The sequence below is a fragment of the Ensifer sp. ENS10 genome (assembly GCF_014852025.1).
Lineage (GTDB): Bacteria > Pseudomonadota > Alphaproteobacteria > Rhizobiales > Rhizobiaceae > Ensifer.
This window is the reverse complement of record NZ_JACVAS010000001.1, coordinates 503,351-522,567: the sequence shown is the minus strand read 5'-3', so window position 1 is coordinate 522,567 and position 19,217 is coordinate 503,351. Positions and strand designations below refer to the sequence as shown.

17 protein-coding genes are annotated in these 19,217 nt (G+C 63.7%); 9 read left to right on the top strand and 8 right to left on the bottom strand.

Annotation, left to right across the window (positions count from 1 at the left end; genetic code table 11):
• Window positions 1–40: 40 nt before the first annotated feature.
• The 4 genes from IB265_RS36585 to IB265_RS02555 form a co-directional block, all read right to left on the bottom strand.
• On the bottom strand, window positions 41–448 hold the full coding sequence (locus IB265_RS36585; RefSeq protein ID WP_057248151.1) for a hypothetical protein: 408 nt from the start codon (window positions 446–448) through the stop codon (window positions 41–43).
• Window positions 449–631: 183 nt separating this feature from the next.
• On the bottom strand, window positions 632–2,239 hold the full coding sequence (locus tag IB265_RS02565; protein ID WP_057248150.1) for a 5-guanidino-2-oxopentanoate decarboxylase: 1,608 nt from the start codon (window positions 2,237–2,239) through the stop codon (window positions 632–634).
• Complete coding sequence (locus IB265_RS02560) at window positions 2,236–3,426, bottom strand: pyridoxal phosphate-dependent aminotransferase (protein ID WP_057248149.1); 1,191 nt, start codon at window positions 3,424–3,426, stop codon at window positions 2,236–2,238. Before IB265_RS02560 ends, IB265_RS02565 begins: the two co-directional genes overlap by 4 nt.
• Window positions 3,427–3,443: 17 nt before the next feature.
• On the bottom strand, window positions 3,444–4,067 hold the full coding sequence (locus IB265_RS02555) for a TetR/AcrR family transcriptional regulator (protein WP_057248148.1): 624 nt from the start codon (window positions 4,065–4,067) through the stop codon (window positions 3,444–3,446).
• A 272-nt stretch (window positions 4,068–4,339) separates the two neighbouring features.
• Here IB265_RS02555 and IB265_RS02550 point away from each other — a divergent pair, with 272 nt between their 5' ends.
• The 8 genes from IB265_RS02550 to IB265_RS02515 all read left to right on the top strand — a co-directional run bounded on the left by IB265_RS02550 (window position 4,340) and on the right by IB265_RS02515 (window position 12,258).
• A complete protein-coding gene (locus tag IB265_RS02550) occupies window positions 4,340–5,113 on the top strand; it encodes an ABC transporter ATP-binding protein (RefSeq protein ID WP_057248147.1) in 774 nt (257 codons plus the stop codon).
• Window positions 5,114–5,149: 36 nt separating this feature from the next.
• Window positions 5,150–5,932, top strand: a complete 783-nt coding sequence (locus tag IB265_RS02545; RefSeq protein ID WP_057248146.1) for a transporter substrate-binding domain-containing protein — start codon at window positions 5,150–5,152, stop codon at window positions 5,930–5,932.
• 101 nt (window positions 5,933–6,033) lie between these two features.
• The gene (locus IB265_RS02540) at window positions 6,034–6,759 is read left to right on the top strand and encodes an ABC transporter permease (RefSeq protein ID WP_057248145.1); all 726 of its coding nucleotides are present in this window, start codon (window positions 6,034–6,036) and stop codon (window positions 6,757–6,759) included.
• Entirely contained in the window at window positions 6,756–7,580 is an 825-nt protein-coding gene (locus IB265_RS02535; protein WP_057248144.1) for an ABC transporter permease, read from the top strand. Before IB265_RS02540 ends, IB265_RS02535 begins: the two co-directional genes overlap by 4 nt.
• A 1-nt stretch (window position 7,581) precedes the next feature.
• Entirely contained in the window at window positions 7,582–8,751 is a 1,170-nt protein-coding gene (locus IB265_RS02530; protein WP_057248143.1) for a M20 aminoacylase family protein, read from the top strand.
• A gap of 315 nt (window positions 8,752–9,066) precedes the next feature.
• Complete coding sequence (locus IB265_RS02525; protein WP_113398436.1) at window positions 9,067–10,488, top strand: cytochrome ubiquinol oxidase subunit I; 1,422 nt, start codon at window positions 9,067–9,069, stop codon at window positions 10,486–10,488.
• Window positions 10,478–11,482 carry a cytochrome d ubiquinol oxidase subunit II gene (gene cydB, locus IB265_RS02520; protein ID WP_058323579.1) on the top strand — a complete coding sequence of 335 codons (1,005 nt, stop codon included), beginning with the start codon at window positions 10,478–10,480 and terminating at the stop codon, window positions 11,480–11,482. The genes IB265_RS02525 and cydB overlap by 11 nt, the downstream gene beginning before the upstream one ends.
• 467 nt (window positions 11,483–11,949) lie before the next feature.
• Window positions 11,950–12,258 (top strand): chorismate mutase family protein, encoded by a 309-nt coding sequence (locus IB265_RS02515; RefSeq protein ID WP_057248140.1) that lies wholly within the window; start codon window positions 11,950–11,952, stop codon window positions 12,256–12,258.
• Between the two features lie 34 nt (window positions 12,259–12,292).
• Here IB265_RS02515 and IB265_RS02510 read toward each other — a convergent pair whose 3' ends face one another.
• A complete protein-coding gene (locus tag IB265_RS02510) occupies window positions 12,293–13,459 on the bottom strand; it encodes a pyridoxal phosphate-dependent aminotransferase (RefSeq protein WP_057248139.1) in 1,167 nt (388 codons plus the stop codon).
• Between the two features lie 207 nt (window positions 13,460–13,666).
• Window positions 13,667–14,095 (bottom strand): large conductance mechanosensitive channel protein MscL, encoded by a 429-nt coding sequence (mscL, locus tag IB265_RS02505; protein ID WP_057248138.1) that lies wholly within the window; start codon window positions 14,093–14,095, stop codon window positions 13,667–13,669.
• Between the two features lie 262 nt (window positions 14,096–14,357).
• Between mscL and IB265_RS02500 the strand changes: the two genes are divergently transcribed.
• On the top strand, window positions 14,358–17,861 hold the full coding sequence (locus tag IB265_RS02500) for a PAS domain-containing hybrid sensor histidine kinase/response regulator (protein ID WP_057248137.1): 3,504 nt from the start codon (window positions 14,358–14,360) through the stop codon (window positions 17,859–17,861).
• 67 nt (window positions 17,862–17,928) lie between these two features.
• On the opposite strand, the gene IB265_RS02495 is transcribed toward IB265_RS02500, so the two are convergent.
• Together IB265_RS02495 and IB265_RS02490 are read right to left on the bottom strand one after the other, a co-directional pair.
• The gene (locus tag IB265_RS02495) at window positions 17,929–18,579 is read right to left on the bottom strand and encodes a response regulator transcription factor (RefSeq protein ID WP_113479171.1); all 651 of its coding nucleotides are present in this window, start codon (window positions 18,577–18,579) and stop codon (window positions 17,929–17,931) included.
• Between the two features lie 81 nt (window positions 18,580–18,660).
• Complete coding sequence (locus IB265_RS02490) at window positions 18,661–19,080, bottom strand: hypothetical protein (RefSeq protein ID WP_057248135.1); 420 nt, start codon at window positions 19,078–19,080, stop codon at window positions 18,661–18,663.
• Window positions 19,081–19,217 lie beyond the last annotated feature (137 nt).

The window sequence follows — 19,217 nt, the reverse complement described above, 5'->3', positions numbered from 1 at the left end:
GCGGTCCAAGCCGCAAACGAGCCAGAATATGCTTGATGGATCAGGCGCGCGGGGGTGCGCGAATATGGGGCCCATGGCTCGAAGCCCCGCCGATCTGCTCTGCGACACGGCGCAGGAACCGACCGTCCGACGATTGGGGAAATTCCAGCTCCGCGGATACCGGCAGCAGCGCCGGTAACCCATCGTCGGTCGCGGACTTCGCGTCCTTGCGCTCGGCCGTGAACCGAAGGTCTGAAAGCGGTGTCGCCCGCGAGATCTGCCGGGCCGCAGGGCGACCGGTCGAACCGGTATCGGTGACATTGCCGGCCTGGGCGCCAGAGGACGAGCGGGACGGAATGCTCTGCCCAACCGAGATGACCTGCATTGCGAAGGAGGCGCAGAACAGCCACAGCACGGCGAGAAGCCGGCCGGCCTGCATATTCTTGCTGCCACCACCAAAGCGGTCCATCGAGGACGCGGTCCCTTTCCTTGGCGCCTACAAGACGCGCGGCGCTCCAGCGCCAGCGAGACGAAACTCAGCCCGAATGCCCGACCTTAACGAAAGAACGTGGCCGGATTCGAGCATGGGCGCCCTTAACACCATTGCGGGCCGGAAAAGTCAAATCCGGCCCGTTGTGCGACTGAGGCGCGGTCAGGCCGAGAGACCCGCCGTCCGCCTCTCGTGGATCTCGATGAGCGACGGGCCTTTGCGCTCTGCGGCTGCGGCAAGCGCCTGGGCCAGATCGGCAACCGCGGTGAGCCGCTGCCCCTCGACCCCATAGGCCTTGGCCGCCATCAGGAAGTCCGGCGCCGAGGGCCTGACCCCTTCAGGGGTAACGCCGGCGTCGACCATGTAGGACTCGATCTCCTGGTAGCCGTCATTGTTCCAGACGAGGAAGATCACCTTCGCCTGCGCATCCACCGCGGACCCGATCTCGGCCAGCGAGAACTGGAAGCCGCCGTCGCCGACAAGGCACACGACCGGACGCGACGGATCGGCAACCGCAGCGCCCACGGCCGCCGGCGGAGCGTAGCCGAGCGAGCCGTAGCCGGTCGCGGAATTGAACCAGCTGCGCTGGCGCGGCGCATCGCAATAGAGATTGCCGGCATAGACGGCCTGGGTCGAGTCACCGACAACGGTGCAGTCCGGCAACGTCCTGTAGACCGTGTCGATGATGCCGATCTCGGCCTTCATCTTCGGCGTCAGTTCCTTCAGCGCTGCCCGTCTCGCGGTTTCGGCGCGCCCGACGCCATCCTTCGCGGTGTGGCCGGGCAGGAAGGCGAGGATGCCTGCCGTGGCCGCCTTGGCGCCGGAGAGAATGGAAAGGGCTGCATGCGGCCCGCGCGCGAGCTGCGCTGAGTCAATGTCGGTGCGGATGAGATTGCGCAAGGCCGGGAAACCGCCATCGGCATACATGTCGTAGTCCGTCTGGCCCATTTCGGTGCCGAGCGCCAGGACAAGGTCCGCTTCCTTGAGGAGCGACCGCACCGCCTTCAGGCTGGGGCTTGCGGGAACGCGCAAGGGGTTGCCGGCGAGCATGCCGCGGGCGTTGACCGTGGTGACGACAGGCGCGCCGATCTTCTCGGCAAGCGCCGTCACTTCGGCTTCCGCCGTCAACGCGCCGCCGCCGCAGATGATCACCGGCCGCGAGGCGTCGGCGCAGAGGATCGCTGCACGCTGCAGCGTCTCGCTGTCGGAGCGTGGGCGCGTCGCCGTCGCCGGGCGCACCGCCTGCGGCGCGATCTTCGCCGCCATCACGTCGGTCGGGATCTCGATGTGCACCGGCCCCGGCCGGCCGGAGACGAGCACCGAGAAGGCGCGGTCGACGACGAAAGGCAGGTCTTCCGGATTGAGCAGCGTGTGCGAGTAGAGCGCCAGCGTTTTCATCATGCCATGCTGGTCGGGAAGCTCATGCAAGAGCCCGCGACCGTGACCAAGCGAATCGCGGCGATTGACGCCGGAAATCACCAGCATCGGGATCGAATCCTGCCGGGCCTGCGCCATCGCCGTGATGGTGTTTGTGAGCCCCGGACCGGTGATGACGAGGGCGACACCCGGCTTGCCGCTGACCCGGGCATATCCATCGGCCATGAAGCCCGCACCCTGTTCATGGCGCGGGGTCACATGGCGGATCTTCGATGCCGCCAGCCCGCGATAAAGCTCGACCGTGTGCACCCCGGGAATGCCAAAAACCACCTCGACGCCATTGGCCTCGAGCAGATCGACCAGCACTTCTCCAACTGTTTTTTCCATCGTCATGCGCAGCGCTCCTTACGCAGGCTGGACCGCTCGGCGAGCGCAGCGATGCGACGGCAGGCCTCGTCGATGTCCCGATCAGGCACGGTCAGGCTGACGCGCAGATAGTTCTGCGCCTGATCGCCAAAGGATGATCCAGGCATGACGGCAACCCCCTCCTCTTCGAGCAGCGCCCAGGCAAACGCATCGCCGTCAAGGCCGGTTCCGGAAACGTCGATCACAATGAACATGCCGGCTTCCGGCGCGAACACCTCGATGCCGGGTGCCGCGGCAAGACCGGCTACGATCTGTGCGGCACGGGACTGATAGGACTCGCGCATCCGCCGCGCGGTATCGATGTCATGGGTCAGGGCATAGGCGGTCATGTCGGCGATGAAAGGCTGGGTGCCGAAGAGCATCGTTTCCGAAACCGGCAGCAGCCGGTTGGCAAACTCGACCGGGCCGACTGCCCAACCACTGCGGAAGCCGGGCGCGGCGTGGGACTTGGAGATCGACGAGACGACGACGGTGCGTTCGGCGAGATCCGGATTGTCGAAGGGCGAGGCAAAGACGGCGTCGAAGACAAGTTCCTCGTACACCTCATCGCAGACGATCCAGAGATCGTGACGGCGCGCGACCTCGCCGATCGCGGCGATCTCGGTCGCGGTCAGCACGGCCCCGGTCGGATTGTGCGGCGTGTTGAGCAGCAGCACCCGGCTCTCGGGTGTGATCGCCTTTTCAAGATCTTCGGCCTGCATGTGGAAGCCGAATTCCGGCTTCAGCGGCACCAGCACCGGATGGGCGCCGGTGGAGCGGATCACGCCCTCATAGGTCGCATAGAGCGGGTCGCCGACGAGCACCGCGTCGCCGGTTTCGACCAGGGCCAGCATCACGGAGAAGAGCGCCGTCTGGGTGCCGGGGAAGCACAAGACGTTCGCCGCGGTGACGTCGTCACGGCGCCGGCGATATTTTTCCGCGAGAGCAGCCACGACCGGCGGCTCGCCGCGGCCATTGGAATAGCGGTAGCGCCCGGCATTCATCGCGCGCTGGCATTCATCGAGAAGGGCGCGGTCCGGCGGAAGGTCCGGTTCGCCGATGGTCAGTTCGATGATGTCGGCGCCACTTGCCTTCAGTTGGCGGGCACGAATATGCAGCGACCATTTTCCCGAACCAAGATCGGCAAGACGTTCGGTGATGGACGCGTAGCGCATGGTGTTCTCTCCCGTTGTCATTGTTTTGCAGTTCCGATCGACGTGCCGAGCAGTGCCTCGGCCGACGACATGGCGATGGCGACCAGTTCACCCTCGCGAAAGAGGTCGCCCGCCAGGCACCCCTCCACCCAAAGACCGTCGACCAGCCCGTTGATGGCGATGGCGAACGCCCGGCAGGTTTCTGCGTCCGCCGGTTTGCCCTTCGCCGCAAGAAAATCGGCGAGCAGTTCCTGCAGTGTGTTGCGGAAGGCGAGGTAGCCTTCGCGATGGATCTCGGCGAGCACCGGATCGACACGCACCTGGCTGATGAAGGCAGCCCACAGCGAGATGCTCCGGCTGTCGGCCACCGGTTCGGTGAGGTTGATCGCGATGAAATCCCTGAGGCGGGTTTCCGGATCGCCCTCCACCTGGCTCGCCTTGTCCGTCAAGGATGCGATGACGGCGCGATAGGCCTCGGCAACCATCTGATCCTTCGATTCGAAATAGTGGCGCACGAGCCCGGCCGTCACGCCTGCGCGGATCGCGATCTGCCGCACCGTCGCGCCCTTGAGCCCAAATTCGGAGATGCAATCGAGCGTCGCCTCGATCAGCTCCTGGCGACGCTCGCCTTCCGGAGCGCGGTGAAAGCTGCGCCGATTCATGCGGCGACCCGCTGGAACAAGTGCCCTGGCGCGGTCGACGATGGCTTCGGCCGGAACGGGGACATGGGCGGCTCCTTCGGGAAATCAAGGCTGGGGGCGGGCGTCGAAAAATCGACGATGCGTATTATTATACGCTTGAATAATAGCGACACAAGTGCAACCATGCCAATCAACAAAACCGTGACAGGCCAAAGATGCCGCGCGGAAAACGACAGGGGAACTGTTCTCATGCTGACAGAAAAAGCGCGCAGAGCCGTTGGAGCGGCGTGCCGATGACGGATGCGGCCCAGGCAATCGCGGTCACTGACCTGCACAAGCGTTTCGGGCCATTGGAAGTGCTGAAGGGTGTTTCGCTGACGGCGAAACAGGGCGACGTGATCGCCATCATCGGCGGCAGCGGCTCCGGCAAATCCACCTTCCTGCGCTGTATCAACCTTCTGGAACTCCCGTCCGCGGGCAGCGTCAGCGTGCATGGCGAGAAGATCCGGATGAAACCCGACGGCCGAGGCGGCCTCGTGCCGGAGGACCGCCGCCAAGTCCAGCGCATCCGCAGCCAGCTCGGCATGGTCTTCCAAAGCTTCAATCTCTGGCAGCACATGACCATCCTCGAAAACGTCATCGAGGCGCCGATCCACGTGCTCGGCAAGCCGAAGGCCGAAGCGGTCGCCACCGCCGAAACGCTGCTCAAGCGCGTCGGCCTCTATGAGAAGCGCGACGCTTACCCGGCCTTTCTTTCCGGTGGCCAACAGCAGCGCGCGGCCATCGCGCGGGCGCTCGCCATCCAGCCGCTGGTCATGCTCTTCGACGAGCCGACCTCGGCGCTCGATCCTGAACTCGTCGGCGAAGTGCTTTCGGTCATCGGCGATCTCGCGCGCGAGAAGCGCACGATGATCCTGGTTACCCACGAGATGAAGTTCGCGCGCGACGTCGCCAACCACATCGTCTTCCTCCACAACGGCGTGATCGAGGAACAGGGCCCGCCAGAGGCCATCTTTGGTTCGCCGCGGTCGGAAAGGCTCAAGAAGTTCATCAGTTCCATTCACTGAATTCCGGAATGCTAAACAACCAAAAAGGGGAACAGCATGAAGAAGGCATTGAAAGTCCTGGCCGTTGCGACGGCAATCGCCGTCAGCGGCGGCGTCGCCGCTTCGGCCGAAGCGCTTAAGGTCGGCGTCGCCGCCGAGCCCTATCCGCCGTTCACGGCGCCCGACGCCAGCGGCAAATGGGAAGGCTGGGAAGTCGAGTTCATGAATGCGATGTGTGCCGAGGCGAAGCTCGAATGCGTGCTGACGCCGGTCGCCTGGGACGGCATCATCCCCGCGCTGACCTCGAAGAAGATCGACATGATCATCAGCTCGATGTCGATCACCGACGAACGCCTGAAAACGATCGATTTCTCGGACAAATACTACAACACCCCGACCGGCATCATCGGCACCAAGGGCGTCGACATCAAGCCGACGCCGGAAGGTCTCAACGGCAAGGCGCTCGGCGTCCAGGTCTCGACGGTCCACCAAGCCTATGCCGCCAAGCATTTCGCGCCGGCAGGCGTCGACGTCAAGGAGTACCAGACGCAGGACGAAGCCAACAACGACCTCGCCGCCGGCCGCCTCGATGCCGTCCAGGCGGACGCCATCGCGCTGAAGGCTTTCCTTGCGACCGACCAGGGCAAGGAATGCTGCGACTACAAGGGCGACGTCGCCGAAGACGTTGCCGTGATCGGCCCGGGTGTGGGCGTCGGCCTGCGCAAGGGCGAAACCGAGCTCAAGGACAAGGTCAACACTGCGATCAAGGCGATCCGTGACAACGGAACCTATGATACGTTCTCGAAGAAGTACTTCGACTTCGACATCTACGGCGATTAAGGCGCGATCGGCCGGCGGCCCAGAGGTGCTGTGCCTTGTGTGCCTGAAAGGGGACGCGGGCGCAGCAGCCGCCGCCGGCTGGCGCCATCGGAGTACGACGCATGGCTGCGGATTCCCTCATCAATTGGGGCCTGCTCTCGCTCAACGCGCCCGGATGGGGCGGCGTGTTGCTGCAGGGCTTTTTCAACTCCATCCAGATCGCCGTCGGCGGCTTCACGCTCGGCCTGGCACTCGGCATCGGCGGCGCCTTCGGCAAGCTCTATGGCGGTCCGGTGCTGCGGGATCTGCTTGAATGCTACACCACGGTGGTGCGTGCGGTGCCGGAACTGGTGCTGATCCTGCTGCTCTATTACGCCGGCACCGATCTTCTCAATCAGGTGCTGGCGCTCTTTGCGATCGGCCCGGTCGACATCAGCGGCCTGATGGCCGGCATCTTCGTCATCGGCGTCGTCCAGGGGGCTTACTCGACCGAAGTCTTGCGTGGCGCGATCAAGGCGGTGCCCGCCGGACAGATCGAAGCGGCGCGGGCCTATGGCATGTCGCCGACCAAGGTCTTGCGGCGCATCACCCTGCCGGCGATGCTGCCCTATGCCATTCCCGGTCTTTCCAATCTCTGGTTGATCGCCACCAAGGACACCGCCCTTCTCGCTGTCGTTGGCTTCAGCGAGCTGACGCTGGTCACGCGCCAGGCGGCCGGCACGACCAAGGCATACCTGCTGTTCTTCCTTGCCGCCGGCGCGCTCTATCTGGCGCTGACACTCGTGTCCAACGTCTTCATCGGCATGCTCGAACGCCATGCCCGACGCGGCTTTGCGGTGCAGCGATGACCAACGAAACCACCCACGCCGTTGCCTTCACGCCCGAGGACCTGCCGACGGCTCGGAGCTTCTTCGTACCGCATCGCATCGTGATGATGCTGGTCTTCGCCGCCTTCGTCGTCGCCGTTGCCGTCTTCATGCGCTGGGACTGGCTGCCGCGTTATCTGCCTCGGCTTGGCTGGGGCATTCTCGTCAGCCTCGTGATGCTGTTCAGCACCGCGATCCTCGGTTTCCTGCTGGCGGTGCCGATCGGCCTCGTGCAGGTGACAGGCCCCTGGTTCCTGAAACTGCCGGCCAAGGTCTTCTGCACCGTCATTCGCGGCACGCCGCTGCTCCTGCAGCTCTGGCTGCTCTATTACGGGCTCGGCTCGCTGTTTCCGCAGTTTCCGGCGATCCGCCAGTCCTTCCTCTGGCCCTATTTGCGCGAGGCCTGGCCCTATGGCGTGGCGGCACTCACCGTCTCGTTTGCCGCCTATGAGGGCGAGGTCATGCGCGGCGCCTTTGCCGGCGTGCCGCCGGGCGAGCTGGAGGCGGCCAAAGCCTATGGCATGGGCCGCTGGACGATGTTCCGCCGCATCTGGTTGCCGCGCGCCATCCACCGGGCGCTGCCGACGCTGAACGGCGAAACCGTGCTGCAGCTGAAATCGACGCCGCTCGTTGCCACCGTGACCGTCGTCGACGTCTATGCCGTCATCTCCAAGGTGCGGCAGGAAACCTTCCTCACCTATGAGCCGCTGCTCCTGCTGGCGCTCATCTATATGTGCCTCACCGGCATTCTGGTGGTCGCCTTCCGCACATTCGAAAATCGTATCCCAACCCGTGGCGCCTGACATGAAGCTCTCCTCCTCGATCACCAACGCCATGCCGGAACTCGTTGCCATCCGCCACGACCTGCATGCCCATCCGGAACTTGGATTGGAGGAGAGGCGCACCTCCGCCTTCATCGCCAAGCATCTCGAAAGCCTCGGCTACGAGGTGACGACGGGTCTCGCCCAAACCGGCGTGGTCGGCACGCTCCGGAACGGCACGAGCGGGAGATCAATCGGCATTCGCGCCGATATCGATGCGCTGCCAATCCTGGAAAAGACCGGGCTCGACTATGCCAGCAAGACCGCAGGATTGATGCACGCCTGCGGCCACGACGGGCATACGACGATGCTGCTTGGCGCTGCGCGGGCGCTTGCAGAGCGGCGCAATTTCGACGGTACGATCCACTTGATCTTCCAGCCGGCCGAGGAGAATTTCGGCGGCGCCAAGATCATGATGGACGAGGGGCTGTTTGAACAATTCCCCTGCGACGCGGTGTTCGCGCTCCACAACGAACCGGGCCTGCCCTTCGGCCAGTTTGCACTCAGAGAAGGCCCGATCATGGCGGCCGTCGACGAGGCGCGCATCACCGTGCACGGCCGCGGCGGGCATGGCGCGGAACCGCAGGAGACGGCCGACCCGATCGTCTGCGGTGCCTCGATCGTCATGGCGCTGCAATCGATCGTCTCGCGCAACATCCACCCGATGGATCCGACCGTCGTCACCGTCGGCGCCTTCCATGCGGGCTCGGCCAGCAACATCATCCCGGAGCGCGCCGAGATCGTCGTCGGCATCCGCTCCTTCGAGCCTGATGTCCGCGACGAACTCGAACGGCGCATCCGCATGATCGCCGAGGCGCAGGCCACGAGTTTCGGCATGCGCGCGACAGTCGACTACCAACGCAGCTACGATGCCACGATCAACCACAAGGCCGAAACGGATTTCGTCCGCGATCTCGCAGTACGCTTTGCTGGTGCCGACAAGGTGGTCGATCTCGCCCGTCCCTTCATGGGCAGCGAGGATTTCGCCTATATGCTCAAGGAAAAGCCGGGGACCTATTTCTTCCTCGGCTCGAAGGTCAGCGACGAAGACAAGCCGCTGCACCATCCGGCCTACAACTTCAACGACGACCTGCTGCCGATCGGCGCCGCCTTCTGGACCGAGCTTGCCGAAGCCTATCTCCCGGTCCGCTGACGCCATCCCGGCAACCCTTTGATCGATTGCCGGTCGCCAGCTTCGCTCTCTGGTGAAGCTCCGTCCAATATGCCGCAGCGCGACATTGCCGCAGTGTGACAACGTGGCGGACGCGCTGTCATTGACGTTTGGCAAATTTGGCTCAGATTCAAGCGCATGCTGAGAAGCCGGGGCCAACACCGAAAACGCCCCGACGGACGGCCAAGAAAAGTCCCCTGATCGACGATCGATCATGGGACGAATGATGCAGCAGCCAGAGCGATACGGCCACGCGTCAGCGACGCGCGTTGCCGTATGTCTGAAAGGATTGCGCCCGTGTTTGAGAGTTTCGATGCGACCCTGCTCGCTCGCTTCCAGTTCGCCTTCACCGTCTCCTTCCACATCATCTTCCCTGCTTTTTCCATCGGCCTTGCGAGCTACCTCGCGGTACTGGAAGGTTTGTGGCTCTTGAAAAAGGACGAGGTCTACCTCGAACTCTTCCACTTCTGGAAAACGATCTTCGCGGTCGCCTTCGGCATGGGTGTGGTCTCCGGCATCGTCATGTCCTACCAGTTCGGCACCAACTGGAGCGTCTTTTCCGACAAGGCCGGGCCGATCATCGGGCCGCTGATGGGCTACGAGGTGCTTACCGCCTTCTTCCTCGAGGCGGGCTTCCTCGGCGTCATGCTCTTCGGGCTCAACCGCGTCGGGCCAAAACTGCATTTCTTGGCCACTGTCATGGTCGCCATCGGCACGTTGATTTCCGCCACCTGGATCCTTTCGGCAAATTCCTGGATGCAGACGCCCGCCGGTTTCGCCATGAACGAAGCGGGCCAGTTCGTCCCGGTCGACTGGTGGGCGATCGTCTTCAACCCGTCCTTCCCCTATCGCCTTACCCATATGGTGCTTGCCGCTTACCTCACGACCGCCTTCGTCGTCGGCGCCTGCGGCGCCTGGCACCTCATCCGCAAGACGGCGCCGCGCCGCGCCCGCAAAATGTTCTCGATGGCGATGTGGATGGCGGCGATCGTCGCGCCCATCCAGATCTTTGCCGGCGACATGCACGGGCTGAACACGCTGGAACACCAGCCGGCCAAGGTGATGGCGATGGAAGGCCACTACCAGAGCCATCCGGATGGGGCGCCGCTGATCCTTTTCGGCATTCCGAACTCGCCCGAAAAGCGCGTCGACTATGCCATCGAGGTTCCAAAACTCTCCAGCCTGATCCTGAAGCACGACCTCAACGCGCCGCTCGCCGGCCTCGATACGATCCCGGAAGAGCTGCATCCGCCCGTCGGCATCGTGTTCTGGTCCTTCCGGGTGATGGTCGGCCTTGGGTTCGCCATGCTCGGCATCGGCCTCTGGTCGCTCTGGTGTCGTTACCGCGGCACGCTCGACAGCAATGTCTGGCTGCATCGGGCGGCAGTCGTGATGGGCCCGGCCGGCTTCGTCGCCGTGCTCGCCGGCTGGGTCACCACCGAAGTCGGCCGCCAGCCCTACACGGTCTACGGCCACCTGCTGACAGTGAACTCGGTGGCGCCGATCGCAGCCCCTGCCGTCGCCGCCTCGCTGATCGCCTTTATCATCGTCTACTTCTTCGTCTTCGGCGCCGGCACCTTCTACATCCTGAGGCTGATGGCGCGATTGCCGCGTGATCCGATGCCGGATCTCGACGAAGGGCCGCTGCGCAGCTCCGGCATCATGCCAGGCCCCGCCATCGCCAGCACCAGCACTCATGGAGGTCGTCATGGAGTTTGATCTGCCGTTCATCTGGGCCGCCATCATCGCCTTTGCGGTGCTCGCCTATGTCATTCTCGACGGCTTCGACCTCGGCGTCGGCATCCTCTTCCCGTTCTTCCCGGAGAAGCACGACCGCGACGTGATGATGAATTCCGTCGCGCCGGTCTGGGACGGCAACGAAACCTGGCTGGTGCTCGGCGGCGGCGGTCTGATGGCGGTGTTTCCGCTCGCTTATGCGACGATCCTGCCGGCACTCTACGCCCCTGTTATCGCCATGGTCATCGGCCTCATCTTCCGCGGCGTCGCCTTCGAATATCGCTGGCGCACCAGGCGTGCCGAATATCTCTGGAACTGGGCGTTCTCGGGCGGTTCGATGCTCGCCGCCTTCGCGCAAGGCATAACTCTCGGCGCGCTCGTCCAGGGTATCCCCGTCGAGAACCGCGCCTATGTCGGCGGCTGGTGGGACTGGCTGACGCCCTTCTCGATCATGACCGGCGTCGCCGTCGTCGTCGGTTATGCCCTGCTCGGCTCCACCTGGCTGGTCATGAAGACCCATGGCGACCTCGCCGACCGCGCCCGCGACCTCGCGCTCAAGTGCTCGTTCGGCACCGTCGCCGCCATGGGCATCGTCAGTCTGTGGACTCCGTTCCTGGAGCCGCAATATCTGAAGCGCTGGTTCGGCTTTCCGACGGCGATCTTCAGCGTCATCGTGCCAGCCCTCGTTCTCGGTTGCCTGTATGCGCTGATCACAGGCATTCGCAACAGGCACGACAGCCGGCCGTTTCTTGCGGCGCTCGGCCTGTTCGTGCTCGGCTATGCCGGCATCGGCATCAGCTTCTACCCCTATATGGTGCCGCCATCGCTGACCATCTGGGATGCGGCGGCGCCTGAGGAGAGCCTGTCCTTCCTGCTCGCCGGCGCGCTGGTGCTGGTGCCGATCATCCTCGCCTATACCGGCTATTCCTATTGGGTGTTCCGCGGCAAAGTCGATCCGGAGGAGGGTTACCATTGACTGATGAAACCGGAACCGGCCGCAAGCTTCTCTGGTTCGTGGGCCTGTGGTGCGCCGGGGTGGCAGCCGTGACGATCGTCGGCCTCGCGATCAAGCTGATGATCGGAACGTGATCGATTCTCATAAGTTCGAGCGAGATGCGGGCGGAAAACCGCATACGCTTTTCCTCATCCCGCTCTAAAAAGCCTCGCTCAAGCTTGGCCGGCTAACTTCCCTCAACACGTCAGCAGGCGATCGCCGCAGACGGAGACAGGACCGCACCCTCCTCCCCTGCCCAGCGATCGCCTGCTGAGGTGACCACCGTCACCGGTCGCATGCTGCGACCCTGTTGCCCCTTCTCATTGAGCTCATCGTTTGTTAGCAGTGCGCCGCAAGAGCGCTCCGCTTGCCCAGAGCCGAGGGACGCTCGAACACCTGGACCTGCGCTTGGCCACGACGGCCATGCACCAGGCAATCGGACGAGACAGATGCAAAAGACCCCCGCGCAATGCACCACCATGGCCGACGTGCGTGCCGAAATCGACCGGCTCGACCAGGCGCTGATGACGCTGTTTGCCGAACGCTGGGGCTATATCGACCGGGCGGCCGAGATCAAACGGCCGCTGAAGCTGAAGGCCGACATTCCGGCGCGGGTGATGGAAGTGCGTGAGAACGCCCGCAAGAACGCCGCGAGCTACAACCTCGATCCTGACTTCTACGAGGACATCTGGGCGCGGCTGATTGGCCACGCAATTGCCCATGAGCAGAAGCTGCTCGGCGAAACCGGCGACGAATAGCGTCGCCGTCTTCGATCGCCCTTCCTGGCAGAAGTCAGCGCCCGAGGATGTAACCCTGCAAGCGGTGCGCGGCTTCCTTCACCTGGGCCGGGTCGCGCAGGAAGCAGGCGCGCATGAACAGCGAACCACCATCGCCAAAGGCGGTGCCGGGCGCCAGGCCGACGCCCGTCTTGTCGACGATATCGATCGCGGCCGCGCGCGAATCCGTGACGCCGTCGATTTTCAGGAACGCGTAGAGCGCTCCATCCGGCTTCAGCGTTTCCACCCGGTTGGTAGCGATCAGCGCGTCGCAGAAGACGTCACGGTTGCTGGTCGCCTTGGCGACATTCGCGTCCAGGAAGGCATCGCCCTCGTCAAGCGCCACGACGGCACCGCGCTGCATGAACTGGGCGACGCCTGACGTCGAATATTGCACCAGGTTCTCCAACACCTGCCCCATCTCCGGCGGGGCGACGATCCAACCCACCCGCCAGCCGGTCATCGACCAGTTCTTCGAGAAGGAATTGACGAAGAGGATCCGGTCGCCCTCTTCCATGACATCGAGGAAGGACGGCGCGCGGGCGCCGGCATAATAATAGAGCGCGTAGATCTCGTCGGCGATGATCCACAGACCATGCTTGCGCGCCAGCGCCAGGATCGCGGCCAGTTCTTCCTTGGTCGCGGTCCATCCCGTCGGGTTCGACGGCGTGTTGATGAACAGTGCCCTGGTCTTCGGGCCGATCGCCGCTTCCAGTCGATCGAGATCGAGCTGCCACTTTCCGTGTTCAAAGCGCAGTTCGACGGAAACTGGACGGACGCCAGAGAGGTCAGCGGCAGCGGCAAAATTCGGCCAGGCCGGCGTCAGCAGCACCATCTCGTCTCCCGGCGAAGCGATCGCCTCGATCGAGAGCTTGATTGCCTGCATGCCGGAGCCGACGACGTAGAAATTTTCGGGCGAAAGGGCTTTCTGGAAACGCCGCTGATAGTAGCGCGACAGCGCCTCGCGCAGCGGCGGGATGCCGCGCTGCCAAGTGTAGAAGGTCTCGCCGGCGGAAAGCGCCTCGCGTGCCGCATCGCTGATAAAGGCCGGCGTCGGCAGGTCGCCTTCGCCGACCCAGAGCGGGATCAGGCCGTCGCGCCCGCGGGCATAGTTCACCACCTCGACGATGCCGCTTTCGGGCGCCGCAAGTGCGCGGGGGCTGATGGTGCTGAGGATGGTCATCGGCGGGCTCCGGAGGCACGACGGTCCCGCGCCGGATCGCCCGAGATCATCGTGAAAGATTCCAATGGATTAGAGCGGAAATGGACCGCTCCAGACTGCCCATCGCTTCTAGCCGCTTTCGCTTCTGCGATCACGCGACTTTATCTGACCGGTTTATCGATTTTTGTGATGTTTCGCGGCCCCGCCAGAACGGGGCCGCGAGAAGCCTCAGGCGCGCTGTTTCAACAGGTCGCGGATTTCGGAGAGCAGAAGGATATCTTCCGGCGGTGGCGCGGCCGGTGCCTCGTCCTTCTTCTTCTCGATCGACGCGCGCATGCGGTTCACGGCCTTGATCATCAAGAAGATGATCCAGGCGAGGATCAGGAAATTGATGAGCACGGTGATGAAGTTGCCATAGGCAAAGACAGCGCCCTGCTGACGGGCAGCGGCGAGAGACGTCGCCGTGACGTTGGCCGACAGCGGTAGGAAGTAGTTGGAGAAGTCGAAACCACCACCGGTCAGCGCGCCGACGATGGGCATCACGAGGTCTTCGACGACCGACGTGACGATCTTGCTGAAGGCGGCGCCGATGATGACACCGACCGCGAGGTCCATCACGTTCCCGCGGGCAATAAACTCCTTGAACTCATTCAGCATACGTCTCTCCGTATCATCCCCGTTGAAAACGACCGCCGGCGCTGTCCCGCGCTGCAACCGTTTACGGAAACTAAACCAAAGCGGGCACCGAGAAAACCTTTCTTTGCCTTTGGTCAAACCACGCCTGCCAAAAGAAGGATCAAACTCCCTTCCACATCCGGCAGACCATTTTCTCTTGCAGCACCTTGGACTTAAGACTCATATGGCGGGCAATTCTCAACCTCGCGGACTTGTCCTATGCTTCGCGTCGGAGGAGTGAGGCATGCTTTCGGGTTCGGTCATCTTTGCCTCGGCCTTCGCCTATCTGCTGCTGCTGTTTGCAGTCGCGAGCTATGGCGACCGGCGGGCCAGGAGGAAAAGCGCTGCGCTGAAAGGCAGACCGCTCGTCTATGCGCTCAGCCTTGCGATCTATTGCACGTCCTGGACCTATTTCGGCGGCATCGGGCTTGCCGCCGAGCGCGGGCTCGAATTCACCGGCATCTACATCGGACCCATCCTGATGTTCACGCTGGGCATGCCGCTGATCCGCAAGATCATCCGCCTTGCCAAGACCGAGAAGCTGACCTCCGTCGCCGACTTCATCGCCGCGCGCTACGGCAAGAACCCGGCCGTGGCGGCGATCGTTGCACTGATCTCGCTGGTCGGTGCCATCCCCTATATCGCATTGCAGCTCAAGGCGATTTCGAGCTCCGTCGCGGCGATGATCAACACCAGCGACTATGGCATCGGCGCGGGGCAGAGTTTCATCGACCTGCCCCTGCTCGTGACCCTGTTCCTCGCCTGCTTCGCCATCGTCTTCGGTACGCGCCATACGGACGCGACAGAACATCAGGACGGACTGATCCTCGCGATCGCAATGGAATCGCTGGTCAAGCTCGTCGCGCTCGTCACTGCCGGCTTCTACATCGTCTTCGTCATCTTCAACGGCCCGGCGCATCTCTGGTCGCTGGCGGCAGAGAGCCCGGCGGTGCAATCCGCACTTTCCTATGAAACGCCGACGGCGCGCTGGATCCTGCTGATCGTCACCTCCGCCTTCGCGATCATCATGCTGCCGCGGCAGTTCCATGTGACCGTCGTCGAGAACCGCACCGAAGGGGAGTTGCGTACCGCCGGCATTCTGTTTCCGCTCTACCTGATCGGCATCAATCTCTTCGTGCTGCCGATCGCGATTGCCGGCCTCCTCACTTTCTCGGGCTCCGGCGACGCGGATCTTTACCTCTTGACTCTGCCGCTCGCCAACGGCCTGCCGCTGCTGACGCTCATCACTTTCATTGGCGGCTTCTCGGCAGCAACGGCCATGGTGATCGTCGCCTCCGTGGCGCTGTCGATCATGATCTCCAACGACATCGTCATGCCGGTGTTCCTGCGCCGCAATCTCAGCCAGCGCGGCGGGCTTCAGGAAAACCTCGCGGGGACGCTGCTCAACATCCGCCGTTCGGCGATCTTCGTCGTCCTCCTGCTCGGCTATGGCTATTACCGCTCCGCCGATATCAGTGCCGGTCTAGCTTCGCTCGGGCTCCTCTCCTTCGTCGCCATCTCCCAGATGGCGCCGGCCATGCTCGGCGGTCTCATCTGGCGCCAGGCGAATGCGCGCGGCGCGATCACCGGCATGGTCTCCGGCTTTTTCGTCTGGGCGTATCTCCTGTTCCTGCCGAGCCTCGGCGGACCGGACAATTCCCAAGTCGCGGCAACGGTGCTGAGCTTCCTGCTGCCATTTACGGACCTCTTCTCGGGTCCCCGCGCCGACCCGCTGGTGAATGCCACGATGCTGAGCCTGCTCGTCAACTGCAGCGCCTATGTGCTCGGCTCGCTGACCCGGACGCCGAAACCGATCGAGCGCTTTCAGGCCGGCGTCTTCATCACCCGGCGGTCGCGCACCGAAGGCACGTTCCGCGGCCGGAAGACCAAGGTCACCGTGCGCGATCTCAAGGCGACGATCGGCCGCTACATGGGCACCGAGCGCATGCAGCGCTCGTTCCACACCTATGAGCGCCAATCCGGCCGCTGGCTGGACGACAATGCGCCGGCGGACATGGCCGTTGTGCATTTCTCCGAGCAACTGCTCGGCAGTGCCATCGGCTCGTCGTCGGCGCGGCTCGTGCTTTCGCTCGTCCTGCAGCGCGGCGACGACACGTCATCGGACACGGCCTGGCTGCTCGACCAGGCGAGCGAGGCGCTGCAATACAATCAGGATATGCTGCAGACCGCGCTCTCGCAGATGGACCAGGGCATCGCCGTCTTCGACAACGCCAACAACCTGATCATCTGGAACCGCCGCTTCCGCCAGCTTCTGGATCTGCCCGAGGCGGCCGGCCAGGTGGGCTTCCCGCTCGCCGATATCGTTTCGATCCTCACCAAGCGCGGCGATATCCGCAAGGATCAGGAAAAGGGATTGATCGCCAACTTTCTGACGCTGGACAAGCCCTTCCTGCTCGAACTTGGCAATGGCGAGCGCATCATCGAAGTGCGCACCAATGCCATGCCCGACAAGGGCATCGTCACCACCTATACCGACATCACCCAGCGCGTTGCCGCCGACATGGCGCTGAAGCAGGCGAACGAGACGCTGGAACTGCGCGTCGAGGAACGCACCGGCGAACTGACCCGCGTGAACCGGGAACTCGCCGAAGCACGGGCGGCCGCGGAAGAGGCCAATATCGGCAAGACGCGGTTCTTCGCCGCTGCCGGCCACGATATTCTGCAGCCGCTCAATGCCGCCCGTCTCTATTCGTCCTCGCTGGTCGAGCGGCTGGGCGATTCCGACAACAGCACGCTCGTCGAGAACATCGATTCCTCGCTGGAATCGGTCGAGGCCATTCTTGGCGCCGTGCTCGATATTTCGCGCCTCGACACCGGCGCAATGAAGCCGCGGCTGCAATCCGTCCCGCTCAACGACCTGCTCCGCCGCATCGAGACCGACTTCGCGCCGATCGCGCGCGCCAAGGATCTCGACCTGGTGGTCATGCCGACCTCGCTGGTCGTGCGCAGCGATCCGAACCTTTTGCGCCGCGTGGTGCAGAACCTCGTTTCCAACGCGATCAAGTATACGCTCACCGGCAAGGTGCTGGTCGGCGTGCGCAGACATGGCGCGATGGCGACGATCGAGGTGCTCGATTCCGGCATCGGCATTCCGTCGTCGAAGTTCCGGACGGTCTTCAAGGAATTCGCACGGCTCGACGAGGGCGCGCGCACCGCTTCCGGGCTCGGCCTCGGCCTATCGATCGTCGATCGCATCTCGCGCGTGCTCAACCATCCGGTCAGCCTGCAATCGACACCGGGCAAGGGCACCGGATTCAAGGTGACGCTGCCGCTGGACGTAAGCGCCGGCGAACCGGTCGCGGTCCGCCCAGTTGTCCCCAACAAGGCGAGCGAGGCGCTCAACGGCTTGCGCGTGCTCTGCATCGACAACGAACCGCGCATCCTCGAGGGCATGAAAGTGCTGCTTTCGGGCTGGGGCTGCGTCGTCAGCACGGCGGAATCGGTTGCCGCCTGTGCCGAGATGACGGGAGAGCCGGCCGAGAAACCGCACGCGATCATCGCCGACTATCATCTCGACGACGGCACTGGCATCGAGGCAATTGCGAAGATCCGGCTTTCCGCCGGCGAGGCGATCCCGGCCCTGCTGGTGACGGCGGACCGCTCGCCGGAAGTGCGCACCGCGGCCGAGCGCGACGGCGTTTCGATCCAGAACAAGCCGGTGCGGCCGGCAGCGATGCGGGCGTGGCTGACACAGCTTTCGACGGCGGCGCGAACGGCTGCAGAATAAGCTGCTTCGGCGTTGCGGCAACGCGCCTGCATTAGACGTATGCTGCCGCAGTGCTCGATTGACCGCCTCAGGCGGCGGCGACGGTGCCGATCTTCGAAAGCTGGATCACCGCCTGGGTGCGGCTGTCGACATTGAGCTTCAACAGGATCGCCGAGACATGCGCCTTGATGGTCGCCTCGGAGACGCCGAGCTCATAGGCGATCTGCTTGTTGAGCAGGCCTTCGCCCAGCATGCTGAGGACGCGTGACTGCTGCGGCGTCAGCGTCTGAAGCCGCTGGAGCAGATCGGCGACTTCCGGTTCGTACTCCTGCGCGTCGTCGTAGCCCGCCGGCACGAAAACCTCACCGGCCATGACCTTCTCGATACCCTCGCGGATCTCTTCGATACCGGCCGACTTTGAGAGGAAGCCGGACGCCCCGAGGTCGAGCGCGCGGTGGATCGTCGCCGGATCGTCATGGGCGGAAACCACCATGACCGGCAGGCTCGGAAACTCGGCGCGAAGCGCAATCAGGCCGGAAAGGCCGCTGACGCCAGGCATCGTCAGGTCCAGAAGAAGGAGATCGGCATCCGGGTAATCGGCTGCAGTCTTGCGCGCGGCGGCGAAATCAGCTGCCTCGACGATGGCGGGCGCGCCGTCCATCCCGCTCAGGGCCTGGCGCATGGCGCCACGAAACAGCGGGTGATCGTCCGCGATGATGATGGTCATGTCCGGCGTCATGTCGCTCCCTCCCAAGAGCCCGGTCTGCGACCTGCGCGCCTCCACGCGCCGATCCGCATCCCGCATGGCCGTTCCGGCGTCTCAGGTCTTCTGCGGCTCCGTCGCGGGGTCGCTGCCTTCGAGATCCTTCACGATATCCATGAACTTACGCATCATTCTTTCCATGATGCCCATTGTCCGGTCAATCTCTTCGTCGGTCGGAAGGTTCGGTTTCGCGACGCTTTCACCGGATTTAACGGCCTTTTCCAAGGTCTCTACCCGTTTGGTCAAAAGCTCGATCTCCAGCTCGAGCGCGGAGCGTTCGTCGGCTGCCATGCGGCAGACGAGCTCGCCGCTCCTTTCCTGGCAGAGCGACACTTCGCCGGTTTGCGTGTCGAGCCGGGCAATGCCGGTCTCGGATTTCTGCATGCTGTAGCGGCCGGGCGCCGGATCCTGCGCCGAGGCGATGCCGGCGAATGCCAGGCCGGCTCCGATCAGAAGTGCGACTGTAGCTTTTCTCATGACGTCCTCTCCGTTGCGGTCCTTGCCAGATGACGCCCGGCACATGAACGGGAAGAGCGAAATCGATCTTCACCAAGGATTATGCGCGAATCGACGTCCTTCTGCGATGGACAATCGCTGATATTTGCGGCAAGGCC